19 protein-coding genes are annotated in these 25,152 nt (G+C 39.1%); 18 read left to right on the top strand and 1 reads right to left on the bottom strand.

The genetic code is table 11. The features are described 5' to 3' along the window. The first annotated feature begins 5 nt into the window (after positions 1-5). The 15 genes from KMW37_RS16825 to KMW37_RS16755 all read left to right on the top strand — a co-directional run bounded on the left by KMW37_RS16825 (position 6) and on the right by KMW37_RS16755 (position 17,542). Positions 6-449 (top strand): hypothetical protein, encoded by a 444-nt coding sequence (locus tag KMW37_RS16825; protein ID WP_215225822.1) that lies wholly within the window; start codon positions 6-8, stop codon positions 447-449. A 473-nt stretch (positions 450-922) separates the two neighbouring features. After that, entirely contained in the window at positions 923-2,104 is a 1,182-nt protein-coding gene (locus KMW37_RS16820) for a pyridoxal phosphate-dependent aminotransferase (protein WP_215225821.1), read from the top strand. Positions 2,105-2,120: 16 nt separating this feature from the next. Next, the gene (locus KMW37_RS16815) at positions 2,121-3,239 is read left to right on the top strand and encodes an AEC family transporter (RefSeq protein ID WP_215225820.1); all 1,119 of its coding nucleotides are present in this window, start codon (positions 2,121-2,123) and stop codon (positions 3,237-3,239) included. A gap of 894 nt (positions 3,240-4,133) precedes the next feature. Then, the gene (locus KMW37_RS16810) at positions 4,134-4,934 is read left to right on the top strand and encodes an alpha/beta fold hydrolase (RefSeq protein ID WP_215225819.1); all 801 of its coding nucleotides are present in this window, start codon (positions 4,134-4,136) and stop codon (positions 4,932-4,934) included. A gap of 204 nt (positions 4,935-5,138) precedes the next feature. Then, a complete protein-coding gene (locus KMW37_RS16805; RefSeq protein ID WP_215225818.1) occupies positions 5,139-5,309 on the top strand; it encodes a hypothetical protein in 171 nt (56 codons plus the stop codon). A gap of 290 nt (positions 5,310-5,599) precedes the next feature. Then, positions 5,600-6,445 carry an NHL repeat-containing protein gene (locus tag KMW37_RS16800; protein ID WP_215225817.1) on the top strand — a complete coding sequence of 282 codons (846 nt, stop codon included), beginning with the start codon at positions 5,600-5,602 and terminating at the stop codon, positions 6,443-6,445. A 59-nt stretch (positions 6,446-6,504) separates the two neighbouring features. After that, the gene (locus tag KMW37_RS16795; protein WP_215225816.1) at positions 6,505-7,227 is read left to right on the top strand and encodes a DUF6438 domain-containing protein; all 723 of its coding nucleotides are present in this window, start codon (positions 6,505-6,507) and stop codon (positions 7,225-7,227) included. Between the two features lie 87 nt (positions 7,228-7,314). Further along, a complete protein-coding gene (locus KMW37_RS16790) occupies positions 7,315-8,382 on the top strand; it encodes a DUF2268 domain-containing putative Zn-dependent protease (protein ID WP_215225815.1) in 1,068 nt (355 codons plus the stop codon). A 149-nt stretch (positions 8,383-8,531) separates the two neighbouring features. After that, on the top strand, positions 8,532-8,909 hold the full coding sequence (locus KMW37_RS16785; RefSeq protein ID WP_215225814.1) for a nuclear transport factor 2 family protein: 378 nt from the start codon (positions 8,532-8,534) through the stop codon (positions 8,907-8,909). A 348-nt stretch (positions 8,910-9,257) separates the two neighbouring features. After that, positions 9,258-9,740 (top strand): RpiB/LacA/LacB family sugar-phosphate isomerase, encoded by a 483-nt coding sequence (locus tag KMW37_RS16780; protein WP_215225813.1) that lies wholly within the window; start codon positions 9,258-9,260, stop codon positions 9,738-9,740. A gap of 18 nt (positions 9,741-9,758) precedes the next feature. After that, the gene (gene gndA / locus KMW37_RS16775; RefSeq protein WP_215225812.1) at positions 9,759-11,156 is read left to right on the top strand and encodes an NADP-dependent phosphogluconate dehydrogenase; all 1,398 of its coding nucleotides are present in this window, start codon (positions 9,759-9,761) and stop codon (positions 11,154-11,156) included. 38 nt (positions 11,157-11,194) lie between these two features. Further along, positions 11,195-12,700: a glucose-6-phosphate dehydrogenase gene (gene zwf, locus KMW37_RS16770; protein ID WP_215225811.1), complete on the top strand. Its 1,506-nt coding sequence runs from the start codon at positions 11,195-11,197 to the stop codon at positions 12,698-12,700. Positions 12,701-12,714: 14 nt separating this feature from the next. Next, positions 12,715-13,440 carry a 6-phosphogluconolactonase gene (pgl, locus tag KMW37_RS16765; RefSeq protein WP_215225810.1) on the top strand — a complete coding sequence of 242 codons (726 nt, stop codon included), beginning with the start codon at positions 12,715-12,717 and terminating at the stop codon, positions 13,438-13,440. A 363-nt stretch (positions 13,441-13,803) separates the two neighbouring features. Next, the gene (locus KMW37_RS16760; protein WP_215225809.1) at positions 13,804-15,285 is read left to right on the top strand and encodes a Gfo/Idh/MocA family oxidoreductase; all 1,482 of its coding nucleotides are present in this window, start codon (positions 13,804-13,806) and stop codon (positions 15,283-15,285) included. Between the two features lie 526 nt (positions 15,286-15,811). Further along, positions 15,812-17,542, top strand: coding sequence for a DUF6044 family protein (locus KMW37_RS16755; RefSeq protein WP_215225808.1), 1,731 nt, complete (start codon positions 15,812-15,814; stop codon positions 17,540-17,542). Between the two features lie 69 nt (positions 17,543-17,611). Here KMW37_RS16755 and KMW37_RS16750 read toward each other — a convergent pair whose 3' ends face one another. Then, positions 17,612-18,376 (bottom strand): SDR family NAD(P)-dependent oxidoreductase, encoded by a 765-nt coding sequence (locus KMW37_RS16750; RefSeq protein ID WP_215225807.1) that lies wholly within the window; start codon positions 18,374-18,376, stop codon positions 17,612-17,614. Positions 18,377-19,379: 1,003 nt separating this feature from the next. Here KMW37_RS16750 and KMW37_RS16745 point away from each other — a divergent pair. From KMW37_RS16745 to KMW37_RS16735, 3 genes are read left to right on the top strand one after another with little or no spacing between them, the layout of a single operon-like run. Further along, complete coding sequence (locus tag KMW37_RS16745) at positions 19,380-20,531, top strand: efflux RND transporter periplasmic adaptor subunit (RefSeq protein WP_215225806.1); 1,152 nt, start codon at positions 19,380-19,382, stop codon at positions 20,529-20,531. Positions 20,532-20,535: 4 nt separating this feature from the next. Then, positions 20,536-23,688 carry an efflux RND transporter permease subunit gene (locus KMW37_RS16740; protein WP_215225805.1) on the top strand — a complete coding sequence of 1,051 codons (3,153 nt, stop codon included), beginning with the start codon at positions 20,536-20,538 and terminating at the stop codon, positions 23,686-23,688. Further along, positions 23,688-25,109, top strand: coding sequence for an efflux transporter outer membrane subunit (locus tag KMW37_RS16735; protein WP_215225804.1), 1,422 nt, complete (start codon positions 23,688-23,690; stop codon positions 25,107-25,109). The genes KMW37_RS16740 and KMW37_RS16735 overlap by 1 nt, the downstream gene beginning before the upstream one ends. Positions 25,110-25,152: the final 43 nt, after the last annotated feature.

Genomic DNA, 25,152 nt, shown 5'->3' with positions numbered 1-25,152 from the left:
AAATCATGAAAAATATATCATATAAAATCTCAGGAGCATTATTGATTTTGGTCAGCTTCTTGAATTTCTCTTGTACAGATGCTGAAGATTTGGCCACTCCCAATGTTGCCTCGCCGGTATTGGTGATGGTTGAAGGTAGCTCTTTTCCTGCTGATACTGAAATAGGCGTGATGGCCAAGTTTATGGAGCTGGATAAATCTGGTATTTTGGATCATAATGTGGGAATCGACTCTATTCCTGTGATGGATCTGCCGATCACTGTTTATGTCAACCAAACAGAGGAAGTTTCTTCCTTGGTGACAGATCAGGACGGTATGGTCATGTTGGAATTGAGCTGGGAGGACCTTGGCTTGACAGCTGCCAGTTCCGGAGACCAGGTAAAACTTGAATTTACTGGTTCCTATAAAAATGTAAAATTCAGAAAATACCATACAGTAAGAGTGGATTGATTTGACATGATCCGTAATAAGAATTTATAATGGGTAATTCTATAGGTCAAAAACCTGGATGGCGCAGCTGTTCAGGTTTTTTTATGCCAAAATTGAATTGCTAATCGTGTTTTTATTAAATGGAGAGCAATATAGTGTCAAGATCAAGAATTTAGCCTTTAAAGTATGTCTTTGGATGGGATAGTCTTTAATAGCTGTGGATTATTGTGTTATGGTAATGGTTGAATTGTAGATTTAAAAAAATAACCGGTTTTTTGTCTATTCACATTTTTTTATTAAAAATAGGGTGAAATATCGCTGTTTTTATGGAGGTTAACCATTCCTTGGTTGACTTATATATAGAAGCCCAAAATAAATGATGATTATTTAAGTCCGGAAAAATTCCTCCCGGCGAAGCATTACAATAAGCCCATTATTAGTAAAGTATTTAAATCATTTATAGTTCAATTTTCAAGTTTTTAACCATTTCAACCATGACAACAAAGATCAATAGAAGAGCTTGGCTCAAGTCCAGTTTATTAGCAGCTGGAGGTATAGGATTGGCTCCATCTTTAGCGGGAGCGGCAGTTTCAAGAGTTTCTTCCCATGTAGCACCTATCAATCCTCAAAGTTTGCTTTGGGAGCATGATCCCATGTTCAAGGAAAGTGCACCGGCATTAAAGGCCAGGCTTTTGGCGAATGAGAATCCTTATGGCCCTGCCAAAAAAGTGATTTCTTCTATTTCTGAAGCGGTTTCTCTGGGTAATAGATATGCCCATAGTGATGCGGCTACCTTGATTGACATGATCGCTGAGAAAGAAGGAGTTTCCAAGGAAAATATCATGTTAGGCCCTGGTTCTACTGATTTGCTGGAGAAAAGTGCCATTGTAAGTTTCCTTAATGGAGGAAATATTGTGTCAGCAGACCCAACTTATATGTCCTTGATCAATACCTCCAGAGGAATAGGTGCTGACTGGAAGGCCATTCCGTTGAAGCCAGATTTTTCGCATGACCTGGACGCCATGGCAAGTGCCGTGGACAGTGATACCAAGATGGTTTATATATGTAATCCTAATAACCCTACTGGTTCTATTACCAATGCAGACAAGTTGAAGAGTTTCTGTAAAACTGTTTCCAAGAAGGCTCCAATTTTTGTGGATGAGGCTTATTTGGAATTCATGGACAATTCTGAGAAAAACACCATGGCTGGTTTGGTAGCAGAAGGCTATGATGTCATCATTGCCAGGACCTTCAGTAAGATTCACGGTATGGCAGGTTTGAGAATCGGTTATATCGTTGCTCAGCCAGAAAGGATTGAAAGCATCACCAGTAAGGTAAGAAGCACCATGGGCCTATCCGTAACTTCCCTAAGAGGTGCCATTACCAGTATGAAAGAAGAGCAGTTCATCGCGGACTGCAAGAAGATGAACAAAGAATGTAGGGACTTTACCTATACTGCCTTGACAGGTATGGGTTATGATGTGATTCCTTCTTCTACCAGTTTTATGATCTTCCCTATTGAAATGGATGGTGATAAGTTCCTAAAGGCCATGTTTGCCGAAGGCGTAGGGGTAAGAGCCTATAATTTCCTTGATAAGCCTTGGTGCCGAGTAAGTATGGGTACCATGCCTGAGATGAAGATTTTCCTAGAAGCATTTAAGAAAGTTACCGCCTAATTTAAATTAGTCTATCATGAGCATAGCTATACAAAAAACCCTATCTCTACTATTACTCATAGGTATAGGTTTTTTTCTAAAGAGTAAACTAAGTAAAGAAGAGCATAAAAAAGGGCTGAAGATTATCATCCTCAATATAGCATTGCCTGCGATCATTTTTGTGGCCTTGCTTAAGATTGAGATTCAGCCCGACCTTTTGTTCCTGCCTGTTTTGGCCTTGGTATTTAACCTGGTGATGTTGGCTGTCAGTAAGTATGTCCTGCCATTATATGGGATAGATAATGATAGTCCGACGATGAGGACCTTGATGATGCTCTTGCCTTCTTTGGCACCTGGACTCTCTTGTTTTCCTTTTTTGGTGGAATACCTGGGAGATGAGGCCCTGGCCATGGGAGCCTTGGCAGATATTGGGAACAAGGTGTTTGTGTTGATTTTGACTTATTTGCTGGCCATGAGTTGGTATTATAAGGCCAATAAATCGGTCAATCACAGTGGGAACCAAAAGATCAAAGGCCTATTGCTTTCCATGCTCAATGAGCCCATCAATATGGTAATGATCGTGGCGATTATTTTATTGAGCTTTGGCTTTACCCTCAATAGCTTGCCCTTATTCTTGAGTGAGGCCATCATCCAAATGAAGAACCTGATGACACCGCTTATTTTGATTTTCATCGGTGTGGCAGCAGTACTCAAATGGGATCAATTGAAGATGATCGTCGCCTTGCTGTCTTTCAGGTCAGGGATCACCTTTATCATCAGTGGTTTACTCGTAATGCTAGTGCCCATGCCCAATGAAGCGGCCATCCTATTGGCGGTAGTATTTCCACAAAGTGCCTGTAGCTTCTGGCCTTATGCGCATATGTCAGCGGTCTCGGGTATGGAAAAACTGGACAATAAGGCAGCTCATGAGGAGACTTTCGATATGGGGCTTGGCCTGAATATCCTGGCGGTATCCCTGCCTTTTAGCACCCTGGTGATACTAGGGGTGTTTACCTCCGGAAGCTATTTTGCAAATCCCTATCATATTTTATTGGGAGGGGCGGTATTGATGGCATTGGCAGCTATTCCAGTAGTGGTACAGCTGGTCAAGAAGTCCAATATCAGTTATGAACTTTCAGAGGAGGAAAGTAAATAAATAAGGCATATTTCGGAATTAGTTATATAGTTGAATGTTGTTATTTTGTGGGTTGGCAAAAGCCTCGCGTGTGCGGGGCTTTTACTTTTTTAGGGCGTTTGTTTTTGGTTAACCACAAAGGACACATGGGATTTTTTTACCACAGAGGGCGCTGAGGGCTCGGAGGTTTTTATGGTAAATTTTGTGAAATAGGTGAAAGCTTTTGATTCTGATTATTATAATAGACTGACAATTGAATATAAATAGTTTAATGAGAAAACTATTGTAGAGCAAATTCTAAAAAGTGCGGAATTGGAATCAGATTAAAGTTTGTGGAAAAAAGTACAATAGGGATTTGATTTGGAACATAATTACAACAAAATAAATTTAGCAGAACCGTTTTATTTCAAATTAGATACTTTAAACAATATGATTATCCGCAATCATGCCAGTAGCTTTATTTCTCACGGATTCCACGGATTTTCACTGATCTACCTGGCGGAAGACAGGTTTAATTAATTATTTCTGTGAAATATGGATCATTTTTGAGAGAATGTTTTGAAGGGTAATACTTGCTGGTGGAATAGCGGATATACAGAAAGTCTGAACTTAAAAAATCTTGAACAATAGTGGCTTTCATGAATAACCTTTAGTTCCCCATATCTCTTTATTTTTTCTTTTTGGCTGTTTTTTGTCAATTGCCATGATTTAGTCCAAAATCTAAAACCAAGCTGTTATATTATGGGAATTAAAGGCCATTAACTTCCTTCGGTCGGTAGCACCTTATGCAAAGCCCCTTGGCAACCATATAAATGAATGGCTTATAAAGTTCAAACGGTCACTGGAATGATTAAAATAATTGCAATTTTTTACTTTGACATCGTGTAACGAAAATAAAACAGCAAAAAAAATGAAATGGCAAAGACAGACAAATTGACTTTTGACAGCGGATATTCAGAAGTGAACGGACTGAAAATGTATTATGAAATTTACGGACAAGGTAAACCGCTTGTTCTCATTCACGGTGGTGGTTCGACAATTCAGTCTAATTTTGAAAAGGTTATTCCATTATTTGCAAAAAACAGAAAAGTAATTGCAGTTGAATTACAAGCACATGGACGGACGAGTGACAGAAATGCAGACTTGTCATTTGAACAGGATGCGGACGATATTGCATTACTTCTCGAAAAACTAAGTGTTGACAAAGCTGACTTCTTCGGCTTTAGCAATGGTGGAACAACGACTTTGCAAATTGCTATTCGGCACCCCAAACTAGTTGACAAGATTGTTTTAGGTTCTGCACTTGCCAAACGGAATGGCGTTCCCAAATGGTTTTGGGGATTTATGGAACAAGCGAAATTGGAAGATATGCCCGAACAACTAAAAACGGCATACAAGAAAGTTGCACCAGAAACAAGCAGTTTACAAGTAATGCATGATCGAGATGCAAAGCGAATGATCAATTACAAAGACATTACGGACGAGCAAATTAAATCTATAAAAGTCCCGACTTTAATTATCATTGGTGATAAAGACATTATTAGCCCCGAACACGCCCTTGAATTGCATAGACAAATTGAGGACTCTGAATTAGCAATAGTCCCAGGTGGACACGGAGAATATATTGGCGAAATCACTACAATAACACCATTTACAAAAGAAAATGAATTTGTTGTGCCGATGATCGAAAAGTTTCTTAACAAACCGAAAAAATAGACAAAGAATTACCAATGTCGGCTTCCATCAACAACCTTTAGTTTCTTTATCCCTATATTTTTATTTTTCGCTTTGGGCATATCTGTCCAATTAGCCCCTTTGATAACAAATCTTATAATTTGCTCCCCTGTACCCCAATCATTCCTTCCGGTATCTTTCCAGGCTTCCTGTATATTAGTTGCCCCTAACTAATTGTAAGGGGCCATGGTCCTCCTGAAGCCCAACTTATGGTACAGGGCACTGACTTTACCTACGGGGCGGAATCTTTCTCTTGATGGAGATGCTTTAGCTTTTACCTGGGTATTCAAATTGCCAAAAATTGCTGGTCTTTTTGAGATTCGTGTGGACGAAATTGGTGATGTTTTACTAGGCTAAATATTGGTGATTTGACTGAAAATCATCAACTTATGTTTTGCTACAAAGAAAATAACTTTAGAGCTTAATTAAAGAATATGAAAACCATAAAATACCTACTCGCTTTAGTGGCTTTTTTAATGGTAACACAAAGTATTAATGCTCACCCATCTTGTGGCATTGTCGTGGACAAGGATAAGAATATCTACTTTGCTGATATTGCACATAATGGGATGGGTTCGGTTTGGAAGTTGACGAATAAGGGAGAGTTGATATTGCTTCTAGAAAATTTTCACGCCCATAATGTCAGCTTGGACAAGGAAGGTAATATTATAACTGCACATGGAGAAGTCCCTTATACATTGGTTAAGATCAAGCAAAATGGAAATATTGATACATTATATCACACTAAAGACTATAAGGATTTTTTTGGCGGAAACTGCGCTTGGTCGGCAAGTACCGGGAAGATTGTTTACGGTTTGAGAGAACACAAGTACTTAAGAGAGTTAGATCTAAACGGAAATCAAAAAGATATTGGAGACTATCAATTTATATGGAACCAGACAGTTTATGTTGCACCGGAGGGAACCATTTACGCCACAGAAATTGGAAGAGATAATGGCTGTATTGTGAAAATTGACAGCAATGGAAAAAGCTCAATTATTGCTAAAAACCTTATTACCAAACTATACAGGGAAAAAGATATTCATAATGATATACTGCTAGGAATAACCGAAGGAGATAGCGGACATATTTATGTGGCTGAAACTGCTGGAAAGAGAATTGTGAAAATTCTCAGCAATGGCCAAAATGAAACATTTTACAAATCAGAAAAGAATTGGATGCCCACTGCAATTGACTTCTTTTCAGGAGAAGCTTATATTTTCGAATATAAGGATGGGGGGGAGCTTATAGGGCCAAGAATTGTAAAAATTGATGAAAACGGTTCAAGGTCGGTTATCTTTAACTATGACACTTATAAAAAAGGTGAGGTCTTAGCATTTGGCAAGAAGAGAAACAATAAAATGTTTTTTGGGATAAGTGGACTTATTCTTATCGCTATATCAATAATTCAAATCAAAAGATTTGGAATATTTTCAAATAAAAATGGGAAAAGGATTATACTTAACGAGCTAAATAAAAAAATAGAAACATAACCAAGTGCATATCCCTTGAGATACAGAATTTGCACAAACCCTTGTATTCAAGCTGAAAAATGAAATACTTCCCATTGATTTTTGTAATAATCTTTAGCTGTTCTAAAAAAAAGAATACTGAATTAGCAATCTCCTTAGAAGGAGATTGGATGGAAGTGCCTTTAAAGACAGGATGGATTTACGATTGGTCGGGATTAAAATTTAAGGGTGATACAGTTTATATGATAAGTGATTTTGGGAATTTAGTTAACGGCCCATATTCAATTGTTGAAAATCGTATAGTAACTGAGGAATTTGAAGGCCCTTCAGAAATTGAAATACAAAACCTTACAAGGGATAGTTTGATAATTGGAAGAAATGGAGTGATAACCAAATACTATTCAAGAAGATTAGAGCACGATAAGGATTTAAAATTCAATTCTATCTCAATTGCCGCTTATAGGTGTTTAGATTTATGCTGGGAGTTTGATTATAAATTAGATAGTGAAGGATTCGAAGTATTTAATGGTAAGTACAATACTAAAACCTATGGGATAAAAAGTGGTAGAATTAATGAAAAGTTATTGGACGAAATAGACAGCCTATTTAAGTGGACAAATATAAAAGAACTCGATCCAAATATGGTTCCAATAGAGACGGATGGATGGCGAATAGATTTCGAGGTTAATTATAATGAAAATAAATCAATAACTTTTTCAACAACTGAGTTTGTAATTCCATATAGATTTAAACCCATATTCCAGGCTATAAAAAAACATCTTCGTGATGAAAGGTTAATGTAATCAGCCTCTAACATCACCTTGGATCCAGTAACAAGTTCGGTGTAATTCTGGAAATCAGTATCTACAGAAATTGAAATTTGGTTTAAAATGAATGGTTACGAATGTTCCGCCATAAAGTTGATAACCAACAGTATCAAGCATGAAAAACATCCCAATTATATCTTAATAATCTGTTTATTTATTTTCACACTAAGCTGTAGTGAAAAGGGTAAAGGCACAAATGAAAATCAGGCTTCGATTTTTGAAAAAGTGGATAATGTTCCCGACAGTATCAAAGTAGATGATATTGTCATCTATAACCTTTTTAAATATCAAATCCTTGCGAATAAGAATGACTTATTTGACAGTGCACTGTTAATTAACCTGGTGTATAATAAGCAGCCTAAAATCTGGAAAGATCTGTATGGTGTTTTATTCGATAGGGAAATGTTTACCACTACCCAGGGAATGATAAAATGGAACAAAGAAATCTTTCAAAATAGAAGGGACTCCATTGAATCAAGAGTCAATGCGCTATTGGATAGTGAATTTGATTCAACCTTAAAAAAGAGCTTGAAAGGAATCAAAACGCTAACAGGACATACGCCAAAAAATATTAGGTTAAGTATCATCCTTGCACCAGTAGAGGGGATTGGATTTGGAGGCATGGAAAATGATGCGTTTATCTTGGATCTGCTAGACAATAACTTCGATGTAATAAGTATGGTTCAAGAAGGTATTCCTCATGAATTCAATCATTTTATTTACGAACCTACAAGAGAAAATGACCCAAACAAGGATACTCCTTTAAGGTTAACAATTGACGAAGGCTTTGCCTGCTACTATACCTACAAGTATTTTGATGGAGAAATCACAAAAGCCCAGGCGGTTGAACAAATGACAGAAGAAGACTTGGATTGGTATTTACAACATGAGAAAGAAGTTTACAATAAATGTGCTCCCTATTTCTTTTATAAAGGCGATGAAGATCCTTTAAGGAAATTGGGCAATGAAATGAACGCGCCGAAAACCTTGTTTTATTGGTTGGGCTTTAGAATAATAGATTTCTATGTAAACGAACATGGCCCTGATTCCTGGAAAGATATTTATGATTTACCTGTCAAAGAAGTGCTGGAGAAAAGTGGGTACATTCAGTATGTTAATGGCTTAAAATAGTCTTATTAGCGAAAGCTGTGTAATGCGGTGTACTTAAAGGGGTTTTCTCCTTAATGCCAATATCGAAGAGATCATCAAACCAAATGTTATAAGTCTGTGTTTTGTAAAGCCCCTTTTTCACAGATCTAAAAACAAAAGCTATTTAAAATATGAGTTTATCAGAAAATAAAGAAAATGCGATAGCATTTTATAAAATGGCTTATGAAGGATACCCCAAAAAGGCAGTGGAACTTTATGTTGGTGAGCAATATGTCCAACATAATCCCGATGTGGCTGATGGGTTTTCAGGCTTCATTGAATATTTTGAGCAGATGCAGTCGGAATATCCGGAAAAGTCCATTGAATTTGTAAGGTGCATTGCCGAAGATGATTTAGTGGCCTTGCATACACATCAGATTTGGCCTGAGAATGACCAGTATGTAACAATGGACTTTTTCCGGTTTGATGAAAATGGAAAAATATGCGAACACTGGGATGCTATCCAGCAGATCCCCAAGAAATCAGCGAATCCGAATACAATGTATTAGAAAGACTGTTACCTTAAATAGTTATTGATGGGGATTTTTTTTAATGGTTGTCAATAAGTTTTGTTTTTGGTTTAGATCAGTTAAAGGTCATTTTGTTAATTATTTTCTAAATGTTTGGCTATTTCATTACGAATTCTCGGAGTTTCCACCTGTATTCTTTAGTTTTGTCAACATCTTTTTTTGTTCTCCCTTTCAAACCATCCAAAATGGCAAAAGTGAAAGGGTGATTGCAAGCAAAAAAGGATAAGATTATATTAAAAAAAGCCTATTTTTGGGGCTTCTTTAGAATTAGGGAAAAATCGGATGTCAAATTCGTATGAAGATACACATCCAAAAAACAAAAGTGAGATGAAATTAGGAATAGCTGCTGATCATGGTGGATTCGACCAGAAACAACAAATCTTTCGATTTCTAACGGAGAATGGATATGAGGTGATTGATTTTGGTGCCCATGAATTTGATGAGGCAGATGATTATCCGGATGTGGTAAAACCTTTGGCCTTGGCCATAGCCAATGGCGAGGTGCAAAAAGGGATTGCGATATGTGGAAGTGGGGTAGGCGTTTCCGTGGCAGCCAATAAGGTGCCAGGGGTAAGAGCAGCATTGATCACTGAACCCTATTCTGCCCACCAAGGTGTGGAGCATGATAATATGAACCTGATGTGTTTGGGGGGCAGGGTCATCGGTCCGGCCTTGATCAAGGAGTTAGTGGCTGTCTTTATACAGTCAGAGTATGTGGAGAAGGAAAGATTCCAAAGACGTCTGAATAAAGTAAATGAATTGGAGAAGGCTTTTAGTCAATCGACAAAAAAAGAAGAACCAAAAAAATAATAGTAAAGAGTAAAAGAAATGGGACAATACGACTTTGGTATAGTGGGCTTGGGTGTTATGGGCAGGAATCTACTGCTCAATATGGCAGATCATGGTTTTGCAGTGGCAGGACTTGATCTGGACGAAGAAAAAGCACTTTCGCTCGAAACAGAAGCTGCCAAGGGACATCAGGTGAAGGGATTTACCGTTGCAGAAGATTTTATCAAATCCCTGAAAAATCCAAAAGCCATTATGCTATTGGTGCCTGCTGGCAAGCCCGTGGATGCTGCCATTGCTTCATTGTTGCCATTCATGGATCAAGGTGATATAGTAGTGGATGGAGGAAACTCCTATTTCCCTGACACGGACAGAAGGTTCAATGAATTGGCTGAAAAGGGAATTCACTTCTTTGGAATGGGGATTTCCGGTGGAGAAAAGGGGGCAAGATTTGGTCCTAGTATGATGCCAGGAGGGGATGCTGAAGCCTATGAAAGGTTAAGGCCTGTTTTTGAGGCTATCGCTGCAAAAGTGGACGGAGAACCTTGTGTTACCTATTTGGGTAGAGGATCAGCTGGTAATTATGTAAAGATGGTGCATAATGGTATCGAATATGGTATCATGCAGTTGATTGCAGAGACCTATGATATCATGAAAAGGGGACTGGGCTTGGATGATGCCAAAATCCAGGAAGTCTTTGAAGCCTGGAACCAAAGTGAATTGCAATCTTTCTTGGTTGAAATCACAGCCAAATTGCTTAAGAAGGTGGATGAAACCACAGGAAAGCACTTGGTCAGCTTGATTTCAGACCGTGCCCGATCAAAAGGTACCGGGAAATGGACTTCACAAAATGCCATGGATTTGCAGGCTCCTGTGCCAGTGATCGATGTGGCTGTATTGATGAGAGATATATCCAAATTCAAAGAAGAAAGAGAAAGTGCCAGCAAAACTTTATTGTGGAATCCTGTAGTTGAAAAGGATGCTTCTTTGGATATGTTGAAAAATGCTTTTTACTTTGCCATGATTACAACCTATGCACAGGGGATGGCACAGTTGAGCATAGCTTCCAAAGAGTATGATTATGGATTGAACTTGGAGGAAGTGGCCAAAATCTGGCGTGGAGGATGTATCATTAGAGCTGTATGTTTGGAAGACTTCAGGCAGGCTTACGGTAGAAATGCTGATTTGCCTAATTTGTTGTTGGATGAAAAAATCGGCCAGGATTTAGTTGATAAGCAAAAAGATATAAGAGAACTAGTGAAGATAGCTGTAGACCAAGGAGTTCCTGCTCCTGCATTTATGGCTTCACTGGGATATTTTGATTCTTACCGAAGTGAGATATTACCGACAAATGTAATCCAAGCTCAGAGAGATTTCTTTGGTGCGCACCAGTTTGAGCGCATTGACAAAGAAGGGGTATTCCACGCGCAGTGGGAGTAGGGAGATCGAGCTGAGGGATTAATCTAAAGCATTAAAAAATGAAAACAACGAAAAAGGCAGACCCTACCATTATTGTAATTTTCGGAGGTACAGGAGATCTGGCCAAGCGTAAGCTGGTACCAGCTTTTTACAATCTGTTCCTGGATGGGTGGATGCCGAGCAAATTTGCCATTATCGGTTTGGGAAGAACCGAGCTGGATGATGAAGCCTATAAGCAAAGGCTTTTTGATGGTCTGACTGAATTTTCCAGAAATGGAAAGCCCGAAAAAGAAAATTGGGAGAAATTCAATCCTGCCATCAGCTATTTCCAGTCCAATATTAATGACCAAAGTTCCTATGAAGAATTGGCCAAAGAAATGGACCAAATCGATGCGGAATGGGGTGTCAGGGCAAATAGGCTTTTTTATCTTTCTGTGGCTCCTAGATTCATCGAAAGTGTCACCACTAACCTTAGTGTTTCTGGTTTGGCCTGTGATGATTTGAAGGACAGGATCATTATTGAGAAACCTTTTGGTACCAATAAGGAAACTGCCATTGAGCTTAACGAAATGCTCCGTAGGACTTTTAAGGAGGAGCAGATTTATAGGATAGACCATTATTTGGGTAAGGAAACCGTGCAAAATATTCTTGCTTTCAGGTTTGCCAATGCATTGTTTGAGCCACTTTGGAATCGAAATTATATCGATTCTGTACAAATTACCGTGGCTGAGCAAGTAGGGGTGGAAGACCGTGGAGGATACTATGAAGGTTCCGGTGCCCTTAGGGATATGATCCAGAACCATCTTTTGCAGATTTTGTGTATGGTAGCCATGGAAGCTCCTATTTCTTTTGAGGCAGAGGAGATCCGTAACAGAAAGGCTGATGTCTTGCGTGCTGTAAGAAGAATCAATCCTGAAGAGGTACATAAATATGCTGTTCGTGGTCAATATGGACCAGGATGGGTAGAAGGAAAGAAAGTTCCCGGTTATAGGGAAGAAAATGGCGTAGATCCAAAGTCTGGTACTGAGACCTATGCTGCAATCAAGTTTTACTTGGATAACTGGAGATGGCAGGGAGTTCCTTTCTACTTAAGAACAGGTAAGAGAATGCCAGTGAAGACTTCTTCAGTGACCATTCAGTTTAGACCAGTTCCTCACTCAACCTTTTCTAAGGAGCAGGGAGATAGTGTAATGCCTAATAGGTTGACCATTAACTTGCAGCCTCAAATGGATATCAGATTGAGGTTTACTGTTAAGCAGCATGGTTTGGAGATGAACCTGAATCAGGCAGATATGATCTATGATTATGATGCCTGCAGCACCCAAACGCCTGAGGCTTATGAAACCTTATTACTGGATGCCATGAGAGGGGACCCTACCTTGTTTATGCGTTCCGATCAGGTGGAAGAAGCTTGGGATGTGATTGATTCTATTTTGGATGTTTGGGAGAATAGGCCTTCATTGGACTTTCCTAACTATGCAGCGGGAGCTTGGGGACCTGAAAATGCTGAGGCATTGATAGCCAAGGATGGCCATGTTTGGGCTACCAATCTTCAGAAAGACTAAAAACAATGCTTAAAATGATCAATATTCATAAAGACCCGGCAGCGCTTGGAGAAGTAGCCGCCAAATTATTTGTTAATTCGGCCAAGGCGGCAATCGAGGAAAAAGGCAAGTTTACTGTTGCCCTTACTGGAGGGAGTTCGCCGGTTCAATTGTACAAATTACTTGCTGAGGAACAATACAAGAGCCAGGTAGACTGGGATAAGGTATTTGTTTTCTGGGGCGATGAAAGATGGGTGCCTTTGGAGGATGAGCAAAGTAATGCTGGTATGGCCTATGGTACTTTGTTAAACCATGTGCCAGTTCCAAAGGAAAATATATATCCGATGTGGGCGGCAGGTATCACACCTGAAGCAAGGGCAGCTGAATATGAAGGATATTTGAAGAAAGTGCTGGGAGAAGATGGTGTCTTTGATTTGATTCTTTTGGGCATGGGAGATGATGGGCATACCGCTTCTTTATTCCCTGGAACCAAGGTGTTGGAAGAAAGAGAGAAATGGGTGGAAGGCTATTTCTTGGAAGCTAAGGATATTTATAGAATAACCTTGACTGCTCCTTTGATCAATAAGGCCAAAAAGATTGTCTTCTTTGTCTTTGGAGAAAATAAATCCAATGCACTTTATGAGGTCTTGGAAGGGGAATCCAATTACGAACTTTATCCTTCCCAATTGATCGAGCCTGTAGATGGTGAATTGCTTTGGCTTGCCGATGAGGCAGCTGCATCAAAATTGAAAGGAAAGTAAGTTTCAAATTGCGCGATAAATATATTAAAGGAGGCGTAAGCCTCCTTTTTTGTTTATTAACCATTTGTAAATTATAAGCCTCTATTTGTGTAAGTTTTTTGTATTTATTTATAAAGAATCATTAGTTTTAAAACTAGTTGAAATTCAAGGTAGGTGCTCCTATGAATATTTTAAATAAAAATGGATAATGCTATTTTATTATTGCACTTTACCCTTATCTTTTGATTTTATTAGGTAAAAGGGTGATTGTATAAACTGTTGACTTTAGGGGTGTTAATCTTGGGAACCTGAATTTTATTACAATAAACCACCAATAAATCTCTGTTCTATAATTAGAATAGGATTGATCATAAACCAAAAAATATGAAGAAGGATTTTAGCAAACCAAGCTCGAAAGAGAAAAATGAAAGACGGAAATTTTTAAAAAGAGGAGCATTGGCTTTTGGGGCTGTAACCATCGTGCCAAGCCATGTACTTTTTGCCAAGCCTGAAATAAGAAGCAAAACTGGCGAATTGATTAGAAGAGCTTCTGTGGTACCTAGTGATAAGGTGAACTTAGCGTGCATTGGTATAGGTAACCGAGGAGGGCAGGTGATGAATGCCATACAAAACACAGGAATGGCCAATATTGTTGCCCTTTGTGATGTAGACATGGGAGCAAAGCATACTTTGGACCAAATGAACAAGCATCCAAAGGCGCATAGGTTCCAGGATTTTAGGGATATGTTTGATAAAGTGGGAGGGGAGTTTGATGCGGTGACCGTAGGAACTCCTGATTTTTCACATTTTCCTATTACCATGCATGCCATGTCAGAAGGTAAAGGTGTTTATGTTGAAAAACCTTTGGCCAGGACCTTCAATGAAATTGAATTGCTGATGAAGGCTGCTGATAAATATGGCGTGGTGACTCAGATGGGTAACCAAGGGCATTCTGGAGCCAATTATTTTCAGTTTAAATCCTGGGTGGATGCTGGTGTGATCAAGGATGTGAAAAAGATCACTTGTCATATGAACAGTGCACGGAGATGGCATGGTTGGGATACCAATATGAGTAGTTTCCCAGCAGCAGAGCCAATTCCTTCTACTATGGACTGGGATACTTGGTTGGGCACTGCACAGCCTCATGATTATAATAAGGACTTTATAAATGGACAGTGGAGATGCTGGTATGACTTTGGTATGGGAGCTTTGGGAGACTGGGGTGCTCATATTATGGATGCCTTCCATCAGTTTTTAGACTGCGGATTGCCATATGAAGTTGACCCAGTAAAAATTGAAGGTTATAATAAATTGTTCTATCCCCAATCAACTACTTTGGCCTTTAAGTTCCCTAAACGAGGTAAACATCCGAAGTTGACGGTTACTTGGTATGATGGAGTGGATAATGTTCCCGAGGTACCAGCAGGTTATGGAAACTCTGAATTGGATGCCAATATCCCTGCAGCTAGTAACGGGAAAATCCAACCTTCTAAATTGAATCCAGGAAAAATTATTTATGGTAAAGATTTGACCTTTAAAGGTGGATCCCATTCAAGTACGCTTTCGATTATTCCAGAAGAAGCAGCTAAGGACATGGCTGGTAAGCTTCCTGTGGTTCCTGAAAGTCCATCTGATCATTTTGAAAACTTCTTGTTAGCTTGCAAAGGTGAGGAGAAAACAAGATCTCCATTTGAAGTGGCAGGCCCATTGAGCCAAGTATTTACACTTGGAACCTTGGCGCAGCGTTTGAATACCAAATTAAAGTTTGACAGAGAGAAAAAGGTAATCACCAATAATTCCTTGGCCAATGATCTATTGGTAGGAGAGCCTCCAAGAAAGGGATGGGAAGATTATTATAAAGTGTAATTAGCTAGAATCGATAAAATTGGCCGCAGTAATATATTCATTATTGCGGCTTTTTTGTTCTTATCTGATAGAACGATCTATTTTATAAGCTTTCGGAGTGTTATTCGTAGGTTTGACAAAGCAGTAAATTATAAGCAGATCATTAAAGACGGCCCTTGGAATATCCGGTTTTGAACAATTGTGTAAGGTGTTAAGAAAATGAGTTAGCTTGCGAAGTGTACGAGTAAGCTAACTCATTTTTAACCAGAAGCAATTATTCAAAATGAAATTGGGGAAAAAGGAACATTATCTAAAACTAAAATGGCCAATTTGAAGGATATTCCACAGGCCTAGATTCCTGCCTGCAACAGGCAGGTTTGGTCCTTTTTATCAATAGAAAAGAACAGAAAGACAAATTAAAATTATTAGCCCATGGAAGTAAAACATGTGAAACTTAGCACTATGTTATTATTCCTATAGTAAATCAAATGCTATCTTTACCAGATCGATTTTTTAATGATCACCGTAATTCCCTTGAAATATTAATATGCCCAATGAATCTTTTTCTTTCGATTTAAAAGCCAGCAACACTTTCTGGTGGGGAATTATTGGGGTATTTGTTTTCATGTCTCCCTATATCATTCTAGGACAGGATAGCGTTTGGTATGCCAATGATTATTTGGAACTGGTGATTCCTTGGTATAAGTTGCTGGTTGATCAAAAGGCTGTATTTAAGCCAAATAATTTTGAGATTACTGGCATGATTGACTGCTTGCCAAGGGGAGTATTTGCTAGTGAATGGTACCTTAAAACCTGGTTGTTCTATTTTTTTGAGCCCTATAAGGCAATAATATTGAATAAACTGCTCATTCATTTGACAGCCTATATCAGTGCCTATCATTTCTTGACAAAGGTGACAGGGAAATGGCTTAATGGCCCCATTTATTTATATGGATTGCTATGGGCTACTCTTCCATTTTGGCCCGAATCGGGAATAGGCTCGGCTTTTTATCCAACGATCTTTTATGTGTTTTATAGGCTGAATAAAGGAAACTCGCTGCGTTTTATTGATGTTGGTTTGATTCTGTTTTACTGCTTTTATTCTCTACTTCACCTGCATGGTTTTTTTGTTGGTCTAGCCCTATTTATTTGGGGAGTTAGTCACTTGCTAAAGCATAAAAGAATGAATTGGGGATATTGGGCTGCACTTAGCTTGTTTACCCTGATTTACTGCCTGTTCAATTATCGATTATTTGCAATTTACTTTTTTGGAAGGGATTGGTTCATTCCTCACAGGGTGGAGTATAATATGTATGACTTTGCCTATTATCATCAAGACTTTTTTGGCGTTATCTGGCAGCATTTGGCGAAGGGAAACTTACACGGAGCGATGTTCAGCCCTTTACCTGTCTTGGTCATTTTGGTGTTTTTAATTTTTAAGCTTTTTAAGGGAATCAATCAATGGGATATGAGGTCTAAGTTGATATTCAACTTATTCCTGCTTGGTTTTTTCTTGGCAATTAGTGCCTCTTTAATAAAATACACTCCTTTTGTGGAGCAGGTATCTATACTGAAGCTAATGAATACTTTTAGCTATGACCGGTATGTGTTATTTATTGCTCCTATTTTGGTACTGGCTTTTATTATGGTAGTTGACCAGGGATATGTCAGGTATAAATGCTTGTTTTATGGGCTTGTGGGTTTGGTGTTTTGCTATAACATCCTAGTTCTGGACGATAACTATCGCAATAAATTTTTAAAGCCATTGACTGGAAAAGGAGAGCATTACCCTACTTATAGGGAATTTTATGCTGTTGATCAATTTCAAGAAATAAAGGCTTTCCTTGAAGGGAAAGAAGAGGTTGGTTATAAAGTGGGAAGCCTTGGTTTACATCCTGCTGTGGCCACTTATAACGGGGTACATAGCATTGATGGGTATACAGGGAATTATCCTTTGACTTATAAACATCGTTTTTTCAAAGTGCTGCAAAATGAGTTGCAGCCGGGAGATCCAGAAGGGCTATATGGCCATTTTGTTGGTTGGGGCAATAAGTGCTATTTGTTTAATCATGTGCAGGGAGATAATTTCCTTCGATGCAAATGGTTTGATAGAGTGGAGCTGGAAAATGTAAAGTATGATTTTGTGGCTTTAAAGGAATTGGGCTGCAAATATTTGCTGAGTACTGATCCATTTGTGGGAGAAGAAAAAGTAGATTTGCTCAAGGTTTTCAAAAATGAGGAATCAGCTTGGGATATTTATTTATATGAAATTGATTAAATGAATTTGAAGATAAGAGGTTTAATAAACAACTATACCAAAGTGGTCAGAATATTATGAACATTGGGACTATAAATTCTGTCCACCAGAAACTTCAATTCTCTGGGCATTTATCCATTTTGCATCTTCAGTACATAAAAAGGCCACAACTCCTCCTACATCCTCAGGAAGACCGGCTCTTTCAAGAGCATTGGATTGAGAGATGAACTGATTGATTTCCTTATTATCTCTGACAGCTCCACCTTCAAAATCTGTCTCAATAGGTCCTGGAGCAACCACATTTGATCGGATACCCCTGGAACCTAGTTCTACTGCCTGATAGCGGCTTAAAACTTCAATGGCCCCTTTCATTGATGCGTATAGGGAATATCCAGGGATGGCAAAGCGGGTAAGTCCGGTAGAAATATTAATGATTCCACCACCGTTTTTCATATAAGGTATCAACTTTTGGCTTATAAAAAACACGCTCTTCAAATGGACATTCATTAATTCATCAAACACCTTTTCTTCGGTATGACCTTGAGGACTCTTGAGTCCTATTCCTGCATTATTGATTAAAAAATCAATGGCTTCTTCTTCAAAATTAACTTTTAAGCTTTCCAACAAAAGGGCAACAAATCCATCTAAAGTGGCGGTTTTGGAAGCGTCCAACTGTAAGGCATCAGCTTCTTGACCTAAGGATTGTATTTCTTTGACCACCTGATAGGCAGCCTCTTTATGGGTTTTGTAAGTAATTATTACATCTAGTCCTTTTTCTGCTATTCTAAGCGCCATGTTTTTACCAAGCCCTCTGCTGCCTCCAGTGATCAATGCAATTTTCCTTTCAGTGCTCATGGTCCAATGTCTTTTAGAGTAGATATATACAGACAAGAAGTTACAAAAAAATCCCCGCAATTTGGAGCAAGGGATCTTATGGCTTTGGGAATTAGCTTATTTAATGGCCCTAAACGGAAGCATAAATATATTTCTTATCAATGAAAGGCTTAAGTCTATTCCCCAACCCAACAACTTAAATGGCAGTAGGATCAGCCAAACAAATGGATATAGAAATATAAGGATAATGGCCAATGGCCAGCATAGTACGAAAAGGATGGTCCAAAGAACTAAATTCAGAAATAAATTCATGTTATATAATTGATATGTCACTTTTGGGGCTTCTAAAATTATGCCAATGGGCTGAAGCATTAATACTACGGATTCTTGGATTTTCTTGTCTTGGAATCGTACACAATATGATCGATTTTGGACATTATATCATTTGTCTTTATGGTTGATCTGATGAAAAATCAATGTATTCCTCCTGAATCTAAAGGAAGAATATTCATTAATTGTTATGGTATGTCTTATAATAGCGATAATGAAAAAAATTAATTAATGTCGTTTTGAAAATGTAATATATGTGTTAAGTATGGGCAGATACAGGAAAAACACCTATATTTATAAGGTAAGTTGAATGTGGGATCATGGGATTGGCATCTATGTCCTTAATTCAGGTAAAATAGAAAGGGGAGTAGTTGAAGTCCCTTTTTAACATCCTTGTTTTAATGGAAAATGGTCCCTACTTGCCAATGGGTTTATTGTTTAATTGACTAAGGCTATGAAACTTTGTTTCGTAGCTTTTTTATTTTTAAGGAAGGGGCTAAAACCTCGAGAAACTAGCTTCAAGTAGTATTTTTAAGAAGGTGAAATATTGCTCAAAATTATAATTATTTACAAAGCTAGTCCTATTTGCTTTGTTAAGTCACATGGAATTATCAATGTTTGTTTATACACCCTGCTTTTGGTCACCCAAGCCATAAGGAGTGTTTGAAAGGCTGTGTGTTAATCTTAGCTGACTATGGAAAAATCTCTTTACATAGCTTTATTGCTTCTCCTGATGGCCTGTTCCAAGGATTCCAAAAAGCAAGCCCAAATGCCAATTCCCTCTTTAAAGGTAGTAGAAGTACAAAAGTCAAATGTTCCTCTTTACAATGAGCATGTAGGGCAGGTTTATGGATTTTTTGATATTCCAGTTAGAACTAGGGTAGAGGGTTTTTTGGAGGAGATGGAATTTAAGGAAGGCTCGAGAGTAGAAAAGGGTCAGCACCTTTATACCATAGATCCCCAAGTTTATCAGCAAAAAGTGCTGGCCCAAAAGAGCATGGTTGCGGCCTCCGAAGTAGAAGTAATCAATGCAGAGAACAATTTGAAAAGGATCAAGCCCCTTGCCGAAATTAATGCAGTTTCCCAAAGGGAACTTGATGAGTCTGAAGCTTATTATCAAGGGGCAATGGATAAATTTAGGGCTGCCCAAGCCGAATTAAAAATGGCTGAGATAGAATTGGGGTATACTCGGATTACATCTCCTATTAGCGGTATAATTGGGAAGTCAGAGGCCAAGATAGGTGAGTTTGTGGGCAGATCACCTAATCCGGTCATATTAAATACTGTATCAAAAATTGATTCTGTCCACGTTAGATTTTTTATTTCAGAGAATGATTACTTGTTATTGGCCAGGGCTGTAATAGATGTTCAGGAGAAGTTGGTGATGCATGAGGGCTATGAACTGACCTTTAATTTGGTTTTTTCGAATCAAACAGTCTATGAATTGCCTGGAAGTTTTGATTTTATAGATAGAAGCATCAACCCTGAAACTGGAGCAGTTTTGATCCAGACTACTTTCCCCAATCCTGACCTTTTAATTCGACCTGGCCAATTCGCAAAAATTAGGACTACCATAAAACGTAATAAAGCCAGCATACTGATTCCCAAACGTTGTGTATCTGAATTACAGGGGGAATTATTTGTTTACACGATTAATGCAGAAAATACCCTTGAGAGAAAATTAATTCAGGTTGACTTTTCTTATGGAGATTTATATGTCATTTCATCAGGGCTTTCCGATGGTGAAAAGGTGCTTTTGGAAGGTTTAAAGACTGCACGTTCAGGTATGGAGATTCAGCCTGAATTGGTGAAATTCGAGTCAAAATCAGGCCTTGAAACCAAGTGAAACTATGAAGATAGAAGATCATCATTTTTTTGTCAGAAGGCCCATAGTAGCTTTTGTCATTTCTATAATAATGGTCATTGTCGGCGCCGTTTCTCTACTGAGTTTGCCAATAGAGCAATATCCTGATATTACGCCTCCAGTGGTAAGGGTAAGTGTAGCATATACTGGTGCCAATGCGGTTTCTGTAGAACAATCTGTCGCAGCCCCTTTGGAGCAGGAAATCAATGGGGTGGAGAATATGATTTATATGAATTCTACCAATTCCAATGATGGAACCATGTCATTATCCGTTTCCTTTGATGTGGGTTCTGACCCGGATTTAAGCACTGTATTTACTCAAAACCGTGTAGCGGCGGCCACTGCAAAATTACCTGAGGAAGTTAAGCGTCTAGGAGTAAAAACCGAGAAGTCTTTACCAAATATATTGATGCTCATCACCCTAACTTCGGATGGAGATAAGTATGATCAGAACTTTTTGGGCAATTATGCCCTGATTAATATCAAAGATCAGTTAGCCAGGATCAAGGGAATTGGCCGTGTGGATGTCTTGGGAAGTAGTGACTATTCCATGCGGATTTGGGTGAAACCTGACCTGCTATCAAAAATGGGGATTACCATTCCTGAAATGCTCAATGCAATACGTTCTCAAAACGTAATTGTTCCAGGCGGTAAGTTTGGCGCTGAACCAGCTCCAGCTGGAACAGAATTTACTTATACTGTTCGTCTGCCGGACAGGTTGCAGACAGAAGCTGAGTTTGGCGAAATTGTCATTCGTTCGGATTCAAATGGCTCGCAGGTCAAGATTAAAGATATTGCCAGGGTAGAGTTGGGTGTTGAGTCTTATTCAGCTATTACCCGTATGAATGGGAAAAAGAGTAGTATTTTGGCCATTTATCAGGCTCCAGGTTCTAATGCAGTTGAATTGGCAGAAAATATTACTGGAACTATGGATCGTCTAGAAAGAAGTTTTCCAGAGGGTATGAAATACACTGTTTCATTAGATTCTACCGAGCCCATTACGGCAGGTATTGAGGAAATTGTGGTAACCCTGGTCATTGCTTTGCTCTTGGTGATTTTGGTCGTGTTTATTTTCATTCAAGATTGGCGGGCAACCCTTATTCCAACCTTGGCCATTCCTGTTTCTCTGGTAGGCGCCTTTATGCTTTTTCCGATTTTGGGTTTTACCTTAAACGTACTTTCATTGCTGGGATTGGTATTGGCCATTGGTATAGTGGTGGATGATGCCATTGTAGTGGTGGAAGCAGTTCAGGTTAATATTGAAAAGGGCATGTCACCTAGAGATGCTACCACTTTGGCCATGAAGGAGGTAACCGCCCCGGTTATTGCAACCACTTTGGTTTTGGTTGCTGTTTTTATTCCTGTGGCTACCATGGCGGGAATCACAGGACGATTATACCAGCAATTTGCCATTACGGTTGCTGTTTCTGTGGTGTTTTCTTCCATGAATGCCTTATCCCTTAGTCCGGCCTTATGTGCCATGTTATTGAGAAAACAAGAGCCATATGGGGGCATACTAGGTAAGTTTTTCAACGGATTCAATAATACATTTGAAAAATCTACCATTGCCTATGCAAAATGGACTAGGGTAATCACAGGTAAGTTGAAAAGGGGATTTTTGTTCCTGTTAATTGTATGTGTTGCAGCTGCATTTATCGGTTCAAAAGTTCCAGGAGGCTTTATTCCTGAGGAAGACATGGGGTATTTGTTTGTCAATATTCAATTGCCGGATGCAGCTTCTTTACAAAGGACCGATGTGGTAGCAAGAAAAATAGAACAGATATTGGCTCAGGAAGAGCAGATTGAAATGGTGACGACAGCCTCGGGATTCTCTCTTTTAACAGGTGCCCTGTCCACAAATGCAGGCTTTATGTTTATTTCATTGAAGAACTGGAATGAGCGGGAAAATACGGTAAAAGAACTAACAAGGAAGATTAATGGAGCATTGGTGATGAATATTAAGGAAGCTGCTGCATTTTCATTTGGTCCACCGGCTATACCAGGACTTGGTAGTGGATCTGGTTTTTCCATAGTCATCCAAGACCAAGCCGGTAATAGTCCTGAATATTTAGCAGAGAATACTGCCAATTTTGTTAAGATGGCCATGGAAAAACCTGAAATTGCCACTGCATTTAGTCCTTATCAGGCAGCAGTTCCTCAGCGTTTTATTGATATAAACAGAGATAAAGTATTGAAAACTGGTGTGCAACTGAATGACCTGTACACCACCTTTGGTGCGTTTTTGGGAGGGGCATATGTCAATGACTTTAATCGCTTTGGACGCCTTTATAAGGCTTATATACAAGCTGAACCTGAGTATAGACAGGATGAAGAAAGCTTGAACTTGTTTTTTGTGAGAAATTCAAAAGGAGATCAGGTCCCGCTGAATACCTTAGTTGCAGTTAAAAATTCCTATGGACCTGAATATACCAATAGGTTTAACTTATACAGATCAGCTGAAGTTACAGGCTCACCAGCTTCAGGATACAGCTCCCAACAAGCCTTGGAAGCCTTAGAGGATGTGGCGAACGAGATCTTGCCAGAAGACATGGGCTACGCTTGGTCTAATATGTCTTTTCAGGAGAAGCAATCCTCAGGATCCACTTCAGTTGTCTTTATCTTTTCACTTGTATTCGTTTACCTGATTCTTGCAGCCCAATATGAAAGCTGGACTTTACCGTTTAGTATTTTGTTGGGGACTCCCTTTGCTATTTTCGGAGCATTGTTGTTCTTGTTTATTTTTAGGTTGTTTAGTGAATCCTATGAGCTGAATGTTTTTGCGCAAATTTCATTGGTTATGCTAATTGCCATGGCCGCTAAAAACGCCATTCTAATTGTGGAATTTGCCAAAATCAAATTTGACGAGGGGATGAATTTGTATGAGGCAGCCTGTGAAGCTGCAAAACTGAGATTTCGTCCTATTCTAATGACGGTGTTTTCGTTTGTACTGGGGATTTTGCCTCTGATTTTTGCTTCTGGAGCAGGGGCCGAGGCCCGGAAAGTTATGGGAGTAGCCTTGTTGGGAGGTATTGTTTTGGCTACTTTGATAGGGGTGTTTATGTATCCGCAATTTTTCTTGTTAATAGGTAAATTGGGCAGATATGAGGAGGCAAAATCAAAAGAGAAATCCGATACCTGATGAGAATAAAAGGGAAAATATTATGGATGCTTTTGCTCCCTTTATTTCTGAGTTGGGGATGTAAGGTAGGGAAGAATTACCATGGAACAGAAATTATTGTCCCAGAGAGATTTTATCTTGAAGATCCCAGCTTGGCAGTGGATACTTCGCTGGTGAATACGGATACATTAGAGGTAGATTCCTTGGCCGCAATCCAATGGTGGGGGATTTTTGAAGATCCGGTTTTGGATTCACTGATTCAGGTTGCCTTACTCAACAATCAGGATCTAAACATTGCTTTAGAATCTATTATTCAGGCCAGCTATATGCTTCAAATCCAAAGAAGGGAAATGCTTCCCAAAATTGATTTGCAGGCCGGATATGCCAGGGGTAATTATCAGGGGATCAGGCTTCCTGATCCTACCAATAATGTTTTTGTTACCGGTAATTTGAAATGGGAACTTGATTTTTTTGGTAAACTAAGGAGATTGAATGAGGCAGCAATGGCCAGCTATATTTCGACTGTTGAAGGAACAAGAGCCTTAAAGATCAGTTTGGTAGCAGGAATAGCCCAAACTTATTTTAACATGTTAGAGTTTAAAGCTCTTTGGGATATTTCAGAGCGGACTCTTAGGTCCAGGGATTCCGTGCTTTATATTGTAGAAAGAAGGTTTGAAGAAGGTATTATTCCACAATTGGATGTGGATCAATCTCAGATACAGCAAGCTATTGCAGCCTCAGCCGTGCCGTTTTACCGGAGACAGTTTTATCAAAGTGAAAATGCTTTACATGTCTTATTAGGGGATAGACCTGGCGCTATTGAAATGGGTGTTGCTTTGGAAGATCAAGATATCAATATTGATATTCCTATGGGTTTGCCCAGTGAACTGCTTTTTAGAAGGCCTGATTTGGTGGCCGCCGAACAGGAGTTGATTGCTGCTAATGCCTTTGTCGGAGTTGCGCAGGCGCAAAGACTGCCATCAATAAGTTTGACAGGATTATTGGGACTTGCCAGTGATGACCTATCAGACCTTACTTCAAATGGTATGGCTTGGAATATTGGGGGTGGATTATTTGGCCCCCTCTTTTATTGGGGGCAAAACGCCAAGCGCGTGAAAATTGAGAAAAGTAGGCGCAATCAGGCGGTGCTCAATTACCAAGCTTCTGCAATTAATGCGTTCAGAGAAGTAGAAGATGCTTTAATTCAAATTGCCACATTAAAAGAAGAGCTGAAGGCCACCCAGGTAAGGGTAACAGCTGCTGATCATGCAGAGATGCTTTCTTTCCAAAGATACGATAAAGGGGTGACTTCCTACCTTGAGTACCTTGAGCAACAAAGGCAGGCTTTTGATGCGGCCCAGATATTGATCTCTACTAAAAGCCAATTATTGTCCTCTTACGTGAATCTTTATAAGGTTCTCGGCGGGGGATGGGATTTGTAAATACCATCCTGGGAGTTGAACTTTGAAGGAATTACTAGATTAT

Origin of the sequence: Echinicola shivajiensis, from assembly GCF_018642165.1 — a bacterium.
Lineage (GTDB): Bacteria > Bacteroidota > Bacteroidia > Cytophagales > Cyclobacteriaceae > Echinicola > Echinicola shivajiensis.
This window is presented reverse-complemented; position numbering and strand designations above follow the sequence as displayed.

Bases quoted from the DNA above. Each gene is read 5' to 3' on its own strand.
- KMW37_RS16820 (WP_215225821.1), top strand. From the start codon at position 923: ATGACAACAAAGATCAATAGAAGAGCTTGGCTCAAGTCCAGTTTATTA.
- KMW37_RS16735 (WP_215225804.1), top strand. From the start codon at position 23,688: ATGAGAATAAAAGGGAAAATATTATGGATGCTTTTGCTCCCTTTATTT.
- KMW37_RS16745 (WP_215225806.1), top strand. From the start codon at position 19,380: ATGGAAAAATCTCTTTACATAGCTTTATTGCTTCTCCTGATGGCCTGT.
- KMW37_RS16790 (WP_215225815.1), top strand. From the start codon at position 7,315: ATGAATGGTTACGAATGTTCCGCCATAAAGTTGATAACCAACAGTATC.
- KMW37_RS16755 (WP_215225808.1), top strand. From the start codon at position 15,812: ATGCCCAATGAATCTTTTTCTTTCGATTTAAAAGCCAGCAACACTTTC.
- KMW37_RS16825 (WP_215225822.1), top strand. From the start codon at position 6: ATGAAAAATATATCATATAAAATCTCAGGAGCATTATTGATTTTGGTC.
- KMW37_RS16810 (WP_215225819.1), top strand. From the start codon at position 4,134: ATGGCAAAGACAGACAAATTGACTTTTGACAGCGGATATTCAGAAGTG.
- KMW37_RS16815 (WP_215225820.1), top strand. From the start codon at position 2,121: ATGAGCATAGCTATACAAAAAACCCTATCTCTACTATTACTCATAGGT.
- KMW37_RS16805 (WP_215225818.1), top strand. From the start codon at position 5,139: ATGGTCCTCCTGAAGCCCAACTTATGGTACAGGGCACTGACTTTACCT.
- KMW37_RS16750 (WP_215225807.1), bottom strand. From the start codon at position 18,376: ATGAGCACTGAAAGGAAAATTGCATTGATCACTGGAGGCAGCAGAGGG.
- KMW37_RS16740 (WP_215225805.1), top strand. From the start codon at position 20,536: ATGAAGATAGAAGATCATCATTTTTTTGTCAGAAGGCCCATAGTAGCT.
- KMW37_RS16785 (WP_215225814.1), top strand. From the start codon at position 8,532: ATGAGTTTATCAGAAAATAAAGAAAATGCGATAGCATTTTATAAAATG.
- KMW37_RS16760 (WP_215225809.1), top strand. From the start codon at position 13,804: ATGAAGAAGGATTTTAGCAAACCAAGCTCGAAAGAGAAAAATGAAAGA.
- gndA (WP_215225812.1), top strand. From the start codon at position 9,759: ATGGGACAATACGACTTTGGTATAGTGGGCTTGGGTGTTATGGGCAGG.
- KMW37_RS16780 (WP_215225813.1), top strand. From the start codon at position 9,258: ATGAAATTAGGAATAGCTGCTGATCATGGTGGATTCGACCAGAAACAA.
- KMW37_RS16795 (WP_215225816.1), top strand. From the start codon at position 6,505: ATGAAATACTTCCCATTGATTTTTGTAATAATCTTTAGCTGTTCTAAA.
- zwf (WP_215225811.1), top strand. From the start codon at position 11,195: ATGAAAACAACGAAAAAGGCAGACCCTACCATTATTGTAATTTTCGGA.
- pgl (WP_215225810.1), top strand. From the start codon at position 12,715: ATGATCAATATTCATAAAGACCCGGCAGCGCTTGGAGAAGTAGCCGCC.